Origin of the sequence: Merdimmobilis hominis (assembly GCF_900104615.1) — a bacterium.
Lineage (GTDB): Bacteria > Bacillota > Clostridia > Oscillospirales > Ruminococcaceae > Merdimmobilis > Merdimmobilis hominis.
This window is the reverse complement of the sequence record NZ_LT629939.1, coordinates 1,443,767-1,459,553: the sequence shown is the minus strand read 5'-3', so window position 1 is coordinate 1,459,553 and position 15,787 is coordinate 1,443,767. Positions and strand designations below refer to the sequence as shown.

11 protein-coding genes are annotated in these 15,787 nt (G+C 58.1%); 3 read left to right on the top strand and 8 right to left on the bottom strand.

The window, feature by feature from the left end:
* Positions 1-2,400, bottom strand: a complete 2,400-nt coding sequence (locus tag BQ5353_RS06995; protein ID WP_054331298.1) for a YfhO family protein — start codon at positions 2,398-2,400, stop codon at positions 1-3.
* Positions 2,401-2,731: 331 nt separating this feature from the next.
* On the opposite strand from BQ5353_RS06995, the gene BQ5353_RS06990 reads away from it, so the two are divergent.
* Positions 2,732-3,247 carry a nitroreductase family protein gene (locus BQ5353_RS06990; RefSeq protein ID WP_054331297.1) on the top strand — a complete coding sequence of 172 codons (516 nt, stop codon included), beginning with the start codon at positions 2,732-2,734 and terminating at the stop codon, positions 3,245-3,247.
* Between the two features lie 53 nt (positions 3,248-3,300).
* Here the strand turns inward: BQ5353_RS06990 and clpB are convergent, their stop codons facing one another.
* The 6 genes from clpB to BQ5353_RS06960 form a co-directional block, all read right to left on the bottom strand.
* Positions 3,301-5,916 carry an ATP-dependent chaperone ClpB gene (clpB, locus tag BQ5353_RS06985; RefSeq protein WP_071427570.1) on the bottom strand — a complete coding sequence of 872 codons (2,616 nt, stop codon included), beginning with the start codon at positions 5,914-5,916 and terminating at the stop codon, positions 3,301-3,303.
* Positions 5,917-5,946: 30 nt separating this feature from the next.
* Positions 5,947-6,609 carry a ribbon-helix-helix domain-containing protein gene (locus tag BQ5353_RS06980; protein WP_071427569.1) on the bottom strand — a complete coding sequence of 221 codons (663 nt, stop codon included), beginning with the start codon at positions 6,607-6,609 and terminating at the stop codon, positions 5,947-5,949.
* A 158-nt stretch (positions 6,610-6,767) separates the two neighbouring features.
* Positions 6,768-7,937 (bottom strand): M20 metallopeptidase family protein, encoded by a 1,170-nt coding sequence (locus BQ5353_RS06975; RefSeq protein ID WP_054331294.1) that lies wholly within the window; start codon positions 7,935-7,937, stop codon positions 6,768-6,770.
* Positions 7,938-8,142: 205 nt separating this feature from the next.
* A complete protein-coding gene (gene srtB / locus BQ5353_RS06970) occupies positions 8,143-10,989 on the bottom strand; it encodes a class B sortase (RefSeq protein ID WP_054331293.1) in 2,847 nt (948 codons plus the stop codon).
* A gap of 48 nt (positions 10,990-11,037) precedes the next feature.
* Positions 11,038-12,213, bottom strand: coding sequence for a tRNA uracil 4-sulfurtransferase ThiI (gene thiI, locus BQ5353_RS06965; protein WP_071427567.1), 1,176 nt, complete (start codon positions 12,211-12,213; stop codon positions 11,038-11,040).
* Complete coding sequence (locus BQ5353_RS06960) at positions 12,210-13,352, bottom strand: cysteine desulfurase family protein (protein WP_071427566.1); 1,143 nt, start codon at positions 13,350-13,352, stop codon at positions 12,210-12,212. The genes thiI and BQ5353_RS06960 overlap by 4 nt, the downstream gene beginning before the upstream one ends.
* Positions 13,353-13,610: 258 nt before the next feature.
* Here BQ5353_RS06960 and ypeB point away from each other — a divergent pair, with 258 nt between their 5' ends.
* Entirely contained in the window at positions 13,611-14,969 is a 1,359-nt protein-coding gene (gene ypeB / locus BQ5353_RS06955; RefSeq protein WP_054331290.1) for a germination protein YpeB, read from the top strand.
* 153 nt (positions 14,970-15,122) lie between these two features.
* Positions 15,123-15,506: a NusG domain II-containing protein gene (locus BQ5353_RS06950; RefSeq protein ID WP_054331289.1), complete on the top strand. Its 384-nt coding sequence runs from the start codon at positions 15,123-15,125 to the stop codon at positions 15,504-15,506.
* A gap of 97 nt (positions 15,507-15,603) precedes the next feature.
* Here the strand turns inward: BQ5353_RS06950 and BQ5353_RS12735 are convergent, their stop codons facing one another.
* Positions 15,604-15,765 carry a FeoB-associated Cys-rich membrane protein gene (locus BQ5353_RS12735; protein WP_143117180.1) on the bottom strand — a complete coding sequence of 54 codons (162 nt, stop codon included), beginning with the start codon at positions 15,763-15,765 and terminating at the stop codon, positions 15,604-15,606.
* Between the last annotated feature and the right edge of the window lie 22 nt (positions 15,766-15,787).

Sequence of the window (15,787 nt, the reverse complement as noted above, 5' to 3'; positions counted from 1 at the left end):
CTATTCCTCCTTGTCGTCCGGGGATTCCTCCGGCTCGCTGCCTTTGTCCTTCTCCTCCAGGAACTCCTCCAAGGGCAGCTGGGTGGAAGCCGCTGGGGCGGGCTTTGCTTTTTTGTTGATGAAGAGGTAGCAGCCCAGTACCACCAGCCCGCACAAGCTGACGATCGCGCCATTTTTCAGGCCAGGGGTGTGGTAATCAAACCGGATCTCCGCCTCCCCCGCCGGAACCCGCACCGCCATAAAGCCGATGTTGGCCTTCTCGATGAGGGCTTCCTCCCCATTGACGGTAGCGCTCCACCCCTCGTCATAGGGCACGCTGAAGAACATCAGGGTTTCCTCCTCCAGGTTGGAGCGGGCGGTAAAACCCCGGTTGTCAATCTGGAAATCGTAGCAGGAAAGGGCCCTCCGGTCCTCCACCGCCTCAGTGAAACCATCGTAGTTGAACTGGCTATAGGGGACCTCCCCCACAATTTCCAGGATATCCTGGTTGCGGGCGATGGCCAGGTTGTCCAGCTGGACTGCCCGCATCATCATGTGGGAGCGGACCTCGTTGTCCCCCTCCCCCAACAGGAAGTTGTCGTAGCACTGGGTGTAGCCAAAGCCCATGGGCAGGAAGTTCTCGTTCTCATAAATGTCATAGTCCAGCACCGAATCGTAGTATACAAACCCGGGCATGATGTCCTCGGCGTCGGGCTCGTCGTTCTTCACAAAGAACCACCGCACCGACAAAAGGGAGCGCAAGGGGAAATATTCAATCCCCGGCTTTGAGGAGACGTCCCGCTTTACCCCGACCTGGGGGTAGAACTCCATAATGGAGGCGGGGACAATGCTGTGGAACGCTTGGATGTTGGGCAGGTGCCAATACATCCCCAGGTTGTCCATGCTGTCATAGAGGTCGCTGCGGGCAAAAGGCTCCTCCGGCAGATGGATGGCATACCGGCCATCCAGGGCGGTTTCCCGAATCCATGTTGTATAATCCGACCGGGTCTTGCCCATGGCGATGAAGGTGATGGGATAGCCGATGCACATCACCGACAGGGAGATGAGCAGCATCTTTTTGAATTTGGGGTTATCCCGCAGCCGGATCAGCAGGTAGGTGAGCAGGAGGCCCGCCGCTGCGATGAGCACATACACCCAGAACCGGTCGGGGTATTTCATCAGGCCGAATTTCAGCTCCCCTTTCACCTTTTTGGGGGTGAATCCCACCGCGATCACAAAGACAGCAGTGATGCCCACCGTCCACTTGATGCCCTCGGTGTAGTTGATCTTTCGATTCTCCAGGGCAATCACCGTGGCGACACACATAATCAGCACCGGCATATAGAACCACCGGGCATAGTAGGAATGGTTGAACAGGATAAAGGCGCTGTTGAGGCCGGGGATCACCGCCATAAACAGGGAAAGGAGCAAAATCCGCTTGATCCAGCTCTTTTTTACCGAACACAGGTAGGCGATGACGCCGGTCATCGAGACCATGGGCAGCCACGCCGCAGTGGAGGACCACTTGGCCCCGTGATCGGGGAAGAAGTTGGGGCTGCTGGGCAGCTCCGGCGGGAAGAAGAAGCACTGCAAAATGGCAGGGAGCCGCTGCTCGTTGTCAAACACCCAGAACCACCAGCCCATCAACAGGTTGTCGGTCCCGGTGCGGGGGTTTCCCAGAATGGCCAGCACCGATGGCAGCAGCAGGAACATGGCGATCATCAGCCCAACCACCGATTCAAATGCCAGGGTGATGAACTTTTTCACCGTCATGCCCCAGTCCCGGTCCGCCATGCGGATAAAGACATAAAGCACCACAAACACCACTTCACCGATGAAGAACCAGTAGTTGACCAGGCAGTTGATGGCCACTGTGATGGCAAACAGCCCTTTGCGGTTGTTTGTTACCAGCTCCTCCACCCCGATGAGCAAGAGGGGGAAGAACACAATCACCTCATGGAAATGGTTGAAAAAGATGTTGTACACCGCAAAGCCGGAAAAGGCGTAGAGGATCGAGCCGATCACCGCATAGTATTGATCTTTCACAAACCGCTTGATGTAGAAGTAAGAGGTCAAAGCGGCACAGGCGGTTTTGAGCATCAGCAGCGGCCCGATGAGGAACGGTACCGCCTCGGTTGGGAACGGGAGGGTCAGCCAGAAAAAAGGGCTGAACAACAGGTAAAAGCTATAGGAGCCGATGAAGTTGGCCCCCAAATCGGTGTACCAGTTCCAGGCGATGTCCCCGGATCGGATGGCCTCATGGGCCAGCTTATAGAAAGGAATCTGCTGGACGTTAAAGTCCCCGTAGAAGAAAAAGATCCCCTTGTCGTAGATGATAAATGGCAAAAACACCACCGCGGCCAGCGCCAAGGTGATGAAAAACGCCTGATAATGGCCCTTTTCTTTGATCTTTTGCAGCAAAATCCATGCCCTCCTATATTTCAATACTGTCAATCTGTGAATCCCTTCGCCAGATGGGACCTTTCAAAGCAACCCTGCGATTATTGTAGCACAAAACCGGGCTTCCAATCATCCCTTTGCCCTGCTTTTTTCGAAAAAAGGGCATTCCGCTATACAGGTGGCAGATTCTTCCTGTTTTCCTGCATGCCATCCCCGATTTTGCCCTTTTCTTTTCCTTTTGCCCCCAGCGTGCTATACTAGACGATAGGAAGAGAGGGGCATCCCTCCACTTACAACAACACCTTGTTTCTGGCAACAGAAACTGCTATAGAATAAAAAAGGAGGTTTTTCCATGAACGAATCAATGAAAACCCTGTTAAACCGCCGCAGCGTGCGCTCCTTCCGGCCGGAACAGCTGCGGGAGGAGGACTTGGCCGCTATCCTGAAGGCCGGCACCTACGCCCCAAGCGCCATGGGCAAGCAGCCCGCCGTGATGGTAGTGGTGCAGGACGAGGCCACCCGCAGCCAGCTTAGCCAGATGAACGCCGCCATCCTAGGCAAGCCGGGCACCGACCCCTTCTACGGCGCCCCCACTGTGGTGGTAGTCCTTTCTCAAGGCGGCTGCGTCGTGGAGGACGGCAGCCTGGTGATGGGCAACCTGATGAACGCCGCTGCTGCAATAGGGGTGGGCTCCTGCTGGATTCACCGGGCCAAAGAGGAGTTCGCCTCCCCGGAAGGCAAAGCCCTGCTGCAAAAATGGGGTCTCAGCGAAGATTATATCGGGGTGGGACACTGCATCCTTGGCTACCCTGATGGGCCGCTTCCCGAGGCAAAGCCCCGCAAAGCGGATTATATTGTCCGGGTTTAACCCACAAAAAAGGAGAGAGGCATCTGCCTCTCTCCTTTTTTCTTATGAATCTATCATTCTTCCTCGCGGCTGGCATTGGCGGTCAGATGGCCGTCCACACAATCCACGGTGATGTGTGTGCCCGGTAGCGGGTCGTCCCGAAGAATCAGTTTGGCCACCATAGTCTCCACCTGGCTCTGGAGGAACCGCTTCAGCGGACGCGCGCCGTAAATGGGGTCGTAACCCTCCTCCACCACAAAATCCTTGGCGGCGTCGGTCAGGGAAATCGTCAGCTGTTTATCCTTCAGCCGGCGGGAGAGATCCTGGACCAAAAGGTCTACAATGGAGCGGATCTCCGCCTTGGTCAGAGGTTTGTAGAAGACGATCTCATCCAGCCGGTTGAGGAACTCGGGCCGGAACTGCTGCTTCAAAAGGCCCTGTACCCGGTCTTTTGCCTCCTGGGTGATCTCCCCGTCGGGGCCGATGCCCTCCAGAAGATAACTGGAACCCAGGTTGGAGGTGAGGATGATGACAGTGTTTTTAAAGTCCACCACCCGGCCTTGGGAATCGGTGATCCGGCCGTCGTCCAGCACCTGCAAAAGGATGTTGAACACATCGGGATGGGCTTTTTCCACCTCGTCAAACAGCACCACCGAATAGGGTTTGCGGCGGACTGCCTCGGTCAGCTGGCCGCCCTCCTCATACCCCACATATCCGGGAGGCGCTCCGATCAGGCGGGACACCGAGAATTTCTCCATATACTCGGTCATATCGATCCGCACCATGCTGCGCTCATCGTCAAAAAGGGCCTGGGCCAAGGCTTTGGCCAGCTCGGTCTTGCCCACACCGGTGGGACCCAGGAACAGGAAGGAACCGATGGGCCGGTCAGGGTCCTGGATGCCCGCCCGGGATCGGAGGATAGCCTCAGTCACCTTGGTAACCGCTTCATCTTGGCCGATGACCCGTTGGTGGAGGATGTCCTCCAGGTGAAGCAGCTTCTCCCGCTCCCCTTCCATCAGCTTGGAGACGGGGATGCCGGTCCAGCGGGCCACAATCCGGGCAATCTCTTCATCGGTGACCTTGTCCCGCAGCAGGCCGGAGGAACCTTTGGCCTTCTCGGCGATGGCTTCCTCCTCCGCCAGTTCCTTCTGGAGGGCGGGGAGCCGGCCGTATTTCAGTTCGGCGGCCTTGTTCAGGTCGTAGCTGCGCTCAGCCCGCTCCATCTCGGCACCCAGCTGTTCGATTTCCTCCCGCAGCTTCTGCACCTTGCCGATGGCGCCTTTTTCATTCTCCCACTGGGCCTTCATCTCTTTGAACTGGGCCCGCAGGTCGGCCAGCTCCTTCTGGATCTCCGAGAGATGTTCCTGGGAGAGGTGGTCGCTTTCCTTTTTCAGGGCTGCTTCCTCAATTTCATGCTGCATGATCTTCCGGGAGATCTCATCCAGCTCGGAGGGCATGGAGTCGATCTCGGTGCGGATCATGGCGCAGGCTTCATCCACCAGGTCGATGGCTTTATCCGGCAAAAACCGGTCGGTGATATACCGGTTGGAGAGGACGGCGGCGGCGATCAGCGCCTGGTCCTGGATCTTCACCCCATGGAACACCTCATACCGCTCTTTCAGCCCCCGGAGGATGGAGATGGTGTCTTCCACTGTGGGTTCATCCACCATCACCGGCTGGAAGCGGCGCTCCAAAGCCGGGTCTTTTTCGATGTACTGGCGGTACTCGTCCAAGGTGGTGGCGCCGATGCAGTGGAGCTCGCCCCGGGCCAGCATGGGCTTTAGCAGGTTGCCCGCGTCCATGGAGCCTTCGGTTTTGCCCGCGCCCACAATGGTGTGCAGTTCGTCGATGAAGAGGATGATCTTGCCCTCGCTCTTCTTCACCTCGCCCAGGACGGCTTTCAGCCGTTCCTCAAACTCGCCCCGGAACTTGGCGCCGGCGATGAGGGCGCCCATGTCCAGCGAAAAGATGGTGCGGTCCTTCAGGCTGGCGGGCACATCCCCCCGGACAATCCGCTGGGCCAGGCCCTCGGCGATGGCGGTTTTACCCACGCCTGGCTCGCCGATGAGCACCGGGTTGTTTTTGGTCTTCCGGGAGAGGATGCGGATCACATTGCGGATCTCCGCATCCCGGCCGATGACTGGGTCCAGTTTGTGGTTCCGAGCCTGTTCCACCAGGTCGGAGCCGTATTTTTTCAAGGCGTCATAGGTTTCCTCCGGGTTATCGCTGGTGACCCGGGAGCTGCCCCGGACGGTGGCCAGGGCTTCCATAAACTTATTTTTATCCACCCCGAACACCCGGAAGATCTCTTTCAGGTCGCTGTTGGGGTTTTCGATCAGCGAGAGCATCAGGTGCTCTACCGAGACGTATTCGTCCTTCATGTGTTCGGCCTGGCGTTCTGCTTCGTTCAGCACCCGGTCTACGTCGGAGGAGACATAGATTTTATCCATCGGGCGGCCGGGGCCGGAGACTTTGGGCAGCTTCTCCACCGACCGGGTCAGCTGGGCCAGCATGGCGTCTGTGTCCACATTCATTTTGCGCAGCAGCTGGGCAATCAGTCCATTCTGCTGGGAGAGGAGGGCACAGGCTAGATGCTGCTCTTCGATCTGCATATTCTGGTATTCGGTGGCAAGGGCTTGGGCCGCCTGCACCGCTTCCAGGGATTTTTGGGTCAATTTTTGAGCGTTCATCGCAATTCCTCCCTCAAACTGAGTGATATTCTATAAAACGGTTCTTTCCCGGGAAAGATAGGACCGGTATTCTTGTTCCACTGCGGCCCGGGCCGCCTGGCAATCGTCCAGATGGTTAAAATACACCTTGAGCAGGTGGTCAAACATGCGGATGTAATCGGTGATGGCCCTGGCCAGCTCCTCGCTGCCGATCTCCCCTCGGGGGAGGAAAAACTGGCGGCAATACCGCCCTTCCTGCACCTGGCAAGGGATTCTCCCCCCGGGGAACCGGGAGCCGATGTAGTGGGTCTCCAGCTGGATCCACAGCTGGTAAAACCCGGTCAGGGATTCCAGCAATCCTTGGCTTTGGGTGCGGGCGGAGACCCGCAGCTCCCCGATGGCCGGACGAGGGGCCCGGTAAAGTTCCACCGCATAGCGCAGGGTTGGCTTGTACTTGTACCGCAGAGGGCTTTTAATGGAGAGGATAGCATCGGATGGCTGGGTGTTCACCTGGAAGGCGTCCATGCCGTCCATCAGCGCTTCCACCTGGGAGAAAATTTCCCGCATCCGCATCTCTGGTGTTACAAAGGAAACCGCTTCCGCCAGGATTTGGTTGATCAAAGCCGACCGGCTGGTGTTCTGCTGGTAGGCCAGGCGGTCCACCGCCTCCACCACATCGTCACTGAGCACTAGGCTGTATACGCTTCGGTTCATGGGTACCCTCCTTTCTACAGATATTATTGTACTGCCGAAAAAATAATTTGTCAATGATATTATATAATATTAATTTCAAATTATTATTCTATTCAAATTTTATTCACGACAAAAAGAGGAGGACCGCTTTCGCGGTCCTCCCTTATACTATGTGGTTGTTATCTGCCCAAAAAGCGAACCGCAAAGGCCGCAAAAAACTCCACAATGCGGCGGAAGGCGCTCTCGTCCAAGTCAAAGGTGGGGTTGTGGTGGTTTCCGCTGGTGCCGGGCCGGGTGCAGCGGGCTCCAGTGTCACAGTAAAAACCGGGGAACGCCGCCAGGAACTCAGCGTAGTTGTCCGAGCCGCAGGTGGGGTCATGGGGCGGGGCCATCACAAAGCCCACCGACTGGGCCACCTCCCGGCCGATGGCAGCCATTTCGGGGTCGTTGATCACCGGAAGGGGGGAGGATGGCGCATGGGTGACCACCGCTGTAGTGCCGTAAGCCTTGGCGGTGTTTTCCGCCACCATGCGGATCCGCTCCAGCAGTTTGTCGTTGTCCCCATACTTAAAGAAGCGGATATTCCCCCCGATCTTCACGCTCTGCGGCACGATGTTGTTGGCGCTGCCCCCGTGGATCTGGCAAGGGCTGATGACACAGGTGTCAAAGGGGTTGTGGTATTGGGCGGGAATGCTGGCGATTCGCAACAGGATGTCGCAGGCGGGCTTGATGGGGTCCACCGCCTTGTCGGGGCGGGAACCATGGCCGCCCACCCCCTTGACCTCGATCTCAAACAGCTCAGCGCCGGCCATCAGCGGGCCATCCGGCAGGTGGATGACACCGGCGTCGCTTCCTCCGTCCAGATGGGTGCCGATGGAGCAGTCCACCCCACCCTGTTCCTTCAGGTACTGGACGATCTCCCCAGCACCGCCGCCCACTTCTTCCGCCACCTGGAAGCAGAAATAGATCTTGCCGGTCAGCTCCTCCTGGATCTGGGCCAGGACTTTGGCGGTGCCCAACAGCATAGCGGCGTGGCCATCGTGGCCGCAGGAGTGCATCACCCCGTCAACCTTGCTGCAATAAGGGGTGGTTTTGTCCGCTTCCTCCATGGGTAAGGCGTCAATGTCCGCCCGGATGGATAGGGTCTTGCCCGGCCGGCCGGTATCCAAAAGGCCCACCACATTGCCGCTGCCTACCGTCTCATGGGGAATGCCCAGTTTGTCCAGCTCCTCCCGGATGCGGGCGGTGGTGCGCACCTCGTGAAAGGAAATTTCCGGGTTGGCGTGGAACTCCCGGCGCATGGCGATGACATAGGGCTCCACTTCTTGGGTGAGCTTGTATAAATCCATCTTAATTCCTCCTTTGTCCACTGTTTTTTCAGCTCTCCTACGTAGATATATCCAGTATACGATACCCTATGGGGATTGTCAATTTCACAAGGACAAAGGTTCCCCAGCAGCATACAGCCCCTGGTATTTCCCTTGGAAAATGAAAAAGGCCATGAGCGTCCGCCCATGGTCTTTTGTCAACTGCTAACAGTGTCAAACAGGTTTTCTATTTTATGGTAGTGCCGGGGTAATAGTGTTCCAAAATCTCTTTGTAGGTGTACCCTTCCGCCGCCATGCCGTTGGCGCCAAACTGGCTCATCCCCACTCCGTGGCCATAGCCGTAGGTGGTAAAGACAAACTTTCCAGAGCGGTACTTCACCTCAAAACAGGTGGATTTCAAACCGAAGTTCAAAAGCTGTTCCCGGATGCCGCGGCCGTTGATCAGGGTTCCCTTGGGCACCTTGCCGCCTTGGGATTTGTACTCGCCGCCCAAGTAGACCCGGCCCACGTATCCACCCGGCTCCAGCCGGTCCTCGTCGATCTCAATCCAGTCTTCGGGGTCGCCATATTCCTCCAGGTCGATGCCATAGGTGTCCAACACCAGCTCGGCAAAGGCATCCCGGCTGATAGTGTAGGTGTTCTTGTAATAGGGGGAATCCTCATCCCAGGGGCTGTCCACCGACACCAGGTAAGGGAGCGCTGTGCCCCAAACCGATTGGCTGGTAGTGGTTTTGCCCGCGCCGGTGGAATGGTACACGGTGTTGGCGATTCTGCCCTTGTAATACACCCCCTCGCCGATGACCGACGAAACCGCCCGCTCCACGGCGGGACTGATATCCTCCCGCAGGATGACGCTGGGGCTGACCCCCTTGGCGTTGTTGTATTTTATGTAGCTGTAGGTCGCCACTGCCTGGGCCTTAGTGGCCTCAGGCAGCAGGTTCCCACGGGATTCGTTCTGCACAATCTGACTGACGATGGTATAGGCGTCGTCCTCCACCACCTCTCCCCCGGATGTCACCGAAAGGCGGTCGTCCTCATCGATGTCCGGGGGTTCCTCCTCCGGCTCGTCTTCAACCGGTTCAATGACGTCGATCTCCGAAGAAGAGGGCTCCTCTGGTTCCTCCGGCACACTGCTGGAAGAGGGGGGCAGCTCACTGGAACTGGATTCCGGCGGCAGGCTGGAACTGGAGGAAGGCGCCTCGCTGGAGCTGGATGCTGGAGGCTCACTGCTGGAAGACGGGGCTTCACTGGAGCTGGATACCGGCGGAACCGAGCTAGAAGAAACCGCTGGCGCACTGGAAGAACTATTTGGTGCGCTGGAACTGCTCGCCGGCGGCTGGCTGCTGGAAGAGCTGCTGGGCGCGGCGGAGCTGGAGGAGGGGCGATGGGTGGCGGCATTTGCCGGCTTGTTTCCCCCGTAGGTCTGGTACCAGATGTCCGGCATCAGGGGATTGGGGTTCATCTTGGCCCCGGAGGTGTCCACTGTGGCGCTCTCCCCGTGGCGGACCTTTCGAGCCACCACCGCCAAACGGGCGTCCGTGAACTCATAGGTGCAGGTGGAGAGGGTCAGCAGTTCGTCGCCATACTCCACATCCACCCCGGTGTCGATGAGGGAACGGTTGTAGATTTCATCTACAAATTTATAAAAATCGTTTTCATCCGCTGCATTTAAAAAATTGTGGTATTCAAAGGATTCGGCGGCGCTGGCCACAAATACCGAGACGATTTTGTAGTCCGCCTCCTGGAACACCGAGTCAAAGGTGATCACCGGGTGCTCCTTATAAAAGTCCAGCTTCTGGTATTTGACAATGTCGCCGAACATCTGGCCATCCCGCATGTTGTGGCCGTAGATCACCAGGTTGTCATCCGGCGAATTGAGGCTGTTGCGGAAATCCAGGAAGGGGGTTCCATGGCGGTTCTGTTTGTCATTGAAGTCCCTTTTGAGATAGTACTCGTTGTCCTTGCCCTGAACCACTGGGAAGTTGATCAGGGTGCCGGGGATCTCCAGCCAGCCCACCAAATCCGGGTTGATGTCATAGAGGGCCGCAAACCGGGGAAGATACCCTTCGGGGTACCCGGAAACCGAGACGTCCGAATTGTCCTTGATCCCCTCCAGCCGGTCGATCATCGATTTGTTTTCATAGGCGGTGTAGTAATAGTGGGCAAGGTAGGTCCCCGCCCCCAGGAAGCAAACCATCGCCGCTAAAAAAACCAGCTTGCGGATCTTCTCCCCCAAGGGGTCCTCCTTACGGGGCAGGATAGCCGCCCGCATCCGGGTGAGGAAGGAAGCTTCCCGCAGGTCGGGGGTATCCCGCTCCGGCGGAGGGGGCGGGGGTGCCGCCATCCTGCCCAGACGTTCCTCCAATTGGGGAAGGAACCCATCGCAGAGGGCTTGGGCGTCCTTGCGGGTACCGGCCACCGCGGTGAGCCGCACCCGGGTACTTCCCCCCCGGCTGTAAGCGCTGACCGCCAGCCCTTCTGGGACCGGCAGGTCGGTGAGGCAGAATTCCACCTCTTGGGGGGTGTGGGGGGATTCCACCGTCTGGGTGGCCGAAAACACCCCGGCGAATTTGGCGGCATAGGGGAGCACCCCATCCAGCACCAAAGGCCAGAGCTGTTCCTCCTCCCCCGGCAGCACGATGACGCATTGCTTCCCGGCGGAGATGGCGAACCCTGGGGTCAGGCCCCCGGGGGACAGAGGAAACACCACGCAGACTTCAGGGAGGTTCGCCCCCTCTTGAACCTTGTCGTCAAAGGGGATCCCCCGGCGCAGGCATTCCCGCTGGATAGCTTCTAAAGTAGGCATGTGAAGAAGGGTGGGCAGATCCAACCCTTCGCACAAGGTGGATTTGATGGTGGGTTCGGGGTCAATCCCCCCCACAGCGAGGATCATGTCGCTGCGCTCCATGGCTTCGGTCAGGGCATTTTGAAGTGCTCCTTGATTCTGTCCGCATTCTGTCAGATGGTTCAGCTGTACGCCGAACAAGGCCAGCTCCCGTTTCAGGACGCCGGCCAGGGCGCTCTCCTGGCTCCCCAGGCAGGGGGCCGACAGGCTGAGTATCTCGGCTATCATGGGTGAATCCTCCTTTGGATATGGGTTGCCCCTTCCGAAACGTTCCCCCTATTGGGGATCAATCCGAAGGCGCTCGGCCCCTTCCACCGCTTCCTCCAGCATGGGGGCGAAGTCAAAGGCGGCTTCCGCCTCCTCCACCATGGCCAGTTTGGGCCGGGTGCGGGGGTGCTTGGGGGTGAAGACGGTGCAGCAGTCCTCATAGGGCAGGATGGAGGTCTCAAAGGTGTCGATCTTCCGGGCGATGCGGATGATCTCCTCTTTGTCCATGCCGATGAGAGGCCGCAGCACCGGCATCTGGCAGGCCACGTCGGTGCAGGCGATGGCCTGGACCGTCTGGCTGGCCACCTGGGCCAGGCTCTCGCCGGTGATGAGGGCGGCGCAGTCGCTGCGCTGGGCCAGCTTTTCGGCGATCTTCATCATCATACGGCGCATAATCACGGTGAACAGCTCCTCCGGGCAGTTGTCCCGGATGGCTTCCTGCATTTTCGTAAAGGGGACGATAAACAGCTGCATCCGGCCGCAGTAGGCGCTCATCTTCTCACAGAGGGTGATCACCTTCAGTTTGGCTCGCTCGCTGGTGTAAGGGGGGCTGACAAAGTGGACCGCCAGCACCTCCATCCCCCGTTTGGCCATCATATAGCCGGCCACCGGGCTGTCGATGCCGCCGGAGACTAGCAGCATAGCCCGGCCGCTGGTGCTGACCGGCATGCCGCCTGCCCCTTCGATCTGCCCGGCGTGGATGTAGGCGGCGAAATCCCGGATTTCCACCATGACGGTGACCTGTGGGTTGTGGACGTCCACCGTCAGACCCGGGAACTGTTCCAACAGGTAGCCGCCCAGCTCGGTGCAGATTTGAGGGGTGTTCATAGGGAAGGTCTTGTCCGATCGCTTGGCCTCCACTTTAAAGGTGCTGGCCTCTGACAGGGTCTCTTTCAAATATTCCACCGTTTTTGCCTTGATATCCTCAAAATCCTTCTCCACAATACAGGCGCGGGTCAGGGCCGCAATGCCAAACACCTTGCGGACCCGGTCCACCGCCTCATCCAGGTCGATGCCGTCCTCCTGGGGCTCAATGTACATGGTGGATTGGGCTTTATAGCAGCGGAACTTTCCCAAATCCGCCAGTTTGCGGCGGATGTTTTTCAGCAGCACGTCTTCAAAGGTGGTGCGGTTGAGGCCTTTTAGGGCGATCTCCCCGTTTTTGATCAAAATAAGCTCTTTCATCGTCTATTCCTCGCTAACGTCCCGACGGCCTCCTTGAGGGCGTCAATCAACTGGTCGATGTCTTCTATGGTGTTGTCCGTGCCGAAGCTGATCCGCAGGGCGGAGTCAATCCGGCTCTGGGATAGGCCCATGGCCCCCAGCACATGGCTTTTCTCTCCCCGGCTGCAGGCGGATCCGCTGGAGACGTAGATGCCCTTCTCCTCCAAAAAGTGGAGCAGGATCTCCGACCGGAACCCCTCCACCGACAGGTTGACGACGTAGGGAAGGCCCTCCAGGGGGGAATTTATGGCAATGCAACCGACCTCCTCCGCCCGGGCCAGCAGGTGGGCCCGCAGCTCCTCCATCCTCTGAAGGTTCTCCCCCATGTGGGAGGCGGCTTTTTCGGCTGCAAGGCCGAAGCCGCAGGCCAAGGGCATATTTTCGGTGCCGGGGCGCAGGCCGTTCTGCTGGTGGCCGCCCCACAGCTGGGGGAGAACCTTAACCCCCTTTTTCACATAGAGGGCGCCCACCCCTTTGGGGGCGTGGATCTTGTGGCCGCTGACGGTCATCAGGTCCACGTCCCACTTCACCGGCTTGAGGGGGATTTTGCAGAACGCCTGGACTGCGTCGCAGTGGATGAGGGCATTGGGCGCTTTTTTGCGGATGCCTTTCACCGCCTCTGCCACCGGCAGGATGGTGCCCACCTCGTTGTTGACTGCCATCAGGCTGACCAGGATGGTGTCTTTGTCCACCGCTTCCAGGAGGTTTTCCAGGGTGATGATCCCCCGGCTGTCCGGCTTCACATAAACCGCCTGGAATCCCTGTTCTTCCAGCTGGCGGAAGGGGGCCAGCACCGCCGCGTGTTCAAAGGCGGTGGTGACGATTTTGTTGCCCCGGCGCTTTTTGGCCTGTGCCCCGCCGAAGATGGCCAGGTTGTCCGCCTCAGTTCCGCCGGAGGTGATGGTGATGCACCCGGGGTCGCAGCCCAGGACAGCGGCGATCCGCTTAAGCCCCTTTTCCCATTCCAGCTGGGCCATCAGCCCCCGCCGGTGGAGGGAAGAGGGGTTGCCGTACTGGTTTACCATCACATCTGCAATATAGCTGGCCACTTCCGGGTCAGTCCTGGTGGTGGCACTGTTGTCTAAATAAATTTCCCGCAAGGCACTTGCCTCCCTTTTCGTCCCTTGGCTCTGGGCAGCAGCGGAAAAAAGTGGCTGTCCTTGCCGGTTGGCGCGGATTTTTAAAATGTTCGGTTCTAGGTTATTATAGCAGAAAACCGGCGGCTTTCAAATGTTCCAGAGGCATTTTACATATTTTTAATGAAATGGGGTAAATATAACAGCGAGTATTACAATTTTCTGTCAGAACGGATTCCTCCGGCTGGCAAAACCAGAATTTTTTTGTTTGGAGGCATAGCCATGGACAAAAACATGTCAAAAAGCGATAAACTCCGGGCCGGCATTGTGGTGGGCACCTTAGCCGCCGCTTTGGTGGTCACGGCGGTACTTGGATTCTGGCAGGCGAACAAATACCGCCGCCAACTTGAGATGACCTATCTGCGCTCGCTGGAGGAGCTTTCCAGCTATGTGGCGGACATTTCCTCCACCCTCAACAAAGGGGTTTACGCCGGTTCCCCGGCCCAGATGACCTCCCTTTCGGCCAAGCTGTGGCGGGACGCAGGATCGGCCAAGGCGTCCCTCTCCGCCCTGCCTTTAGAGGAACTGGACCTGACGGACACCTACCGGTTCCTCTCCCAGGTGGGCGATTACGCCATGACCCTCTCCCGAAAGGTGGCCAACAGCCAGGAGCTGACCGAGGAGGAACTGCGCAACCTGGATACCCTGTGCACCTATGCCCAGAACCTCAATGAACAGATTAACGCAGTACAGGGCCGGGTCAGCAGTGGGGAGATCCCCTTGGACCGGCTGGCCGCAGTCTCCGTCCAGAAGGGCAACGGCGCCGACGGCGAGCAGCAGCAGGCGGGCGGCGGCGGATTTGAAGAGCTGGAAAACAGCTTTGATGGCTATCCCCGCCTCATTTACGACGGGCCCTTCTCAGACAACATTTTGGACCGCCAGCCCCGCCTCACCAAAGGACAGCCGGAGATCAGCCAGGAGAACGCCCAGAAAAAGGCCGCCCAGGCGGCTGGGGTCAACCCCTCCGCCCTCACCTTTGAGGAGATGGAAAACTCCACCATGCCCTCCTACTGTTTCGGCGGGGACAACATCAACATCGGCGTCACCAAAAACGGCGGTTTTGTCACCTATCTGATCAATGGCAGGGATATTGGGGACAAGACCATCGACTCCAAACAGGCCATCAGCATCGCCCGCAAGTATCTGGAAGGGCTGGGCATCGAATCCATGCGGGAGACCTACTACGAAATTGCCAATAACATCTGTACCATCAACTTTGCCTACCAGCAGGATGGGGTCGTCTGCTACACCGATCTGATAAAAGTGGGTGTGGCCATGGACAATGGGGACATCGTCTCCCTGGACACCCGTGGCTATATCGTCAACCACCAGAGCCGCCAGATTCCCGCCCCCGCTCTCACCCGGGAAGAGGCCATGGAGAAGGTCAGCAAAAACCTGTCCGTTCAATCCGCCCAGCTGGCGGTCATCCCCACTGCGGGCCTTAACGAGGCGTTTGTCTACGAATTTAAGGCCACCGGCAAAAACGGGGAGCATGTCCTCTCCTATATCAACGCCTTAAATGGGGTGGAGGAGCAGATCCTCATCCTCATCGAGACCGAAAACGGGGTGCTGACTGTTTAGGCAAACTCCCCCTTTTCTTTGGACAGCAGACACACATTTTGCCCAAAGCGGGGAAAATCTCCTCCTTCCCCTGCCCTAGCCATCCCCAGGCCTTGCATTTTCCCCCCCAGGCGGGTATGATGGTACCAATTTCATCTGTTTGGGGAGGATTGTATGGCCCAGCGTGCATTTATCAAAAAAGGCGACCTGATCTTTGTCCTGGCCTTTTTGGCTTTTGTAGCCGGGGTTCTCTGGTACCGCCAGACCCAGCCCCCCGTCGAGGGCAACTGGGCGGTGGTGACGGTGGACAGCCAGGAAGTGGCCCGCTATGAACTGTCCGCCCACCAGGAGAGCCACTTGGTGGACCTCTCCCCCTATGGGGTAGAGGTGGAATTGGAATTGGTGGATCACCAAATCCGATTCCGCGAATCGGACTGCCCGGACCACATCTGTGTCAACACCGGCTTTATCTCCCAGGAATTCCAAAGTGCGGTCTGCCTGCCCAACAAGACGGCCATCGCCATCTACACCCCAGAGGATTTGCCCCCTCATCCTTAAAAGCGGTAAAAAAACAAGAAGGAACCGGCCCACGATCCGGTTCCTTCTTGTTTTTATGGTGAAACCCAAAGAGGGGTTGCTGGTGGATGGTATGGGGTTACTTGGTCTGCCCGCTGCTTTCATGGCAGTGGCAGCAACCGCCGCAGCCGTCTTTCCCGCCGCAGCCCACGCAACCTCCCTGTTTTTGGCAGCGGATCACATACCGTGCGGCCAACAGGACAATTCCCAACAGGATTGCACCGATGATATAGGTTGCCATACAAAAGCCTCCTTTGCAGACA

Bases quoted from the DNA above. Each gene is read 5' to 3' on its own strand.
- BQ5353_RS06990 (WP_054331297.1), top strand. From the start codon at position 2,732: ATGAACGAATCAATGAAAACCCTGTTAAACCGCCGCAGCGTGCGCTCC.
- BQ5353_RS12735 (WP_143117180.1), bottom strand. From the start codon at position 15,765: ATGGCAACCTATATCATCGGTGCAATCCTGTTGGGAATTGTCCTGTTG.
- clpB (WP_071427570.1), bottom strand. From the start codon at position 5,916: ATGAACGCTCAAAAATTGACCCAAAAATCCCTGGAAGCGGTGCAGGCG.
- BQ5353_RS06980 (WP_071427569.1), bottom strand. From the start codon at position 6,609: ATGAACCGAAGCGTATACAGCCTAGTGCTCAGTGACGATGTGGTGGAG.
- BQ5353_RS06975 (WP_054331294.1), bottom strand. From the start codon at position 7,937: ATGGATTTATACAAGCTCACCCAAGAAGTGGAGCCCTATGTCATCGCC.
- BQ5353_RS06950 (WP_054331289.1), top strand. From the start codon at position 15,123: ATGGCCCAGCGTGCATTTATCAAAAAAGGCGACCTGATCTTTGTCCTG.
- thiI (WP_071427567.1), bottom strand. From the start codon at position 12,213: ATGAAAGAGCTTATTTTGATCAAAAACGGGGAGATCGCCCTAAAAGGC.
- srtB (WP_054331293.1), bottom strand. From the start codon at position 10,989: ATGATAGCCGAGATACTCAGCCTGTCGGCCCCCTGCCTGGGGAGCCAG.
- ypeB (WP_054331290.1), top strand. From the start codon at position 13,611: ATGGACAAAAACATGTCAAAAAGCGATAAACTCCGGGCCGGCATTGTG.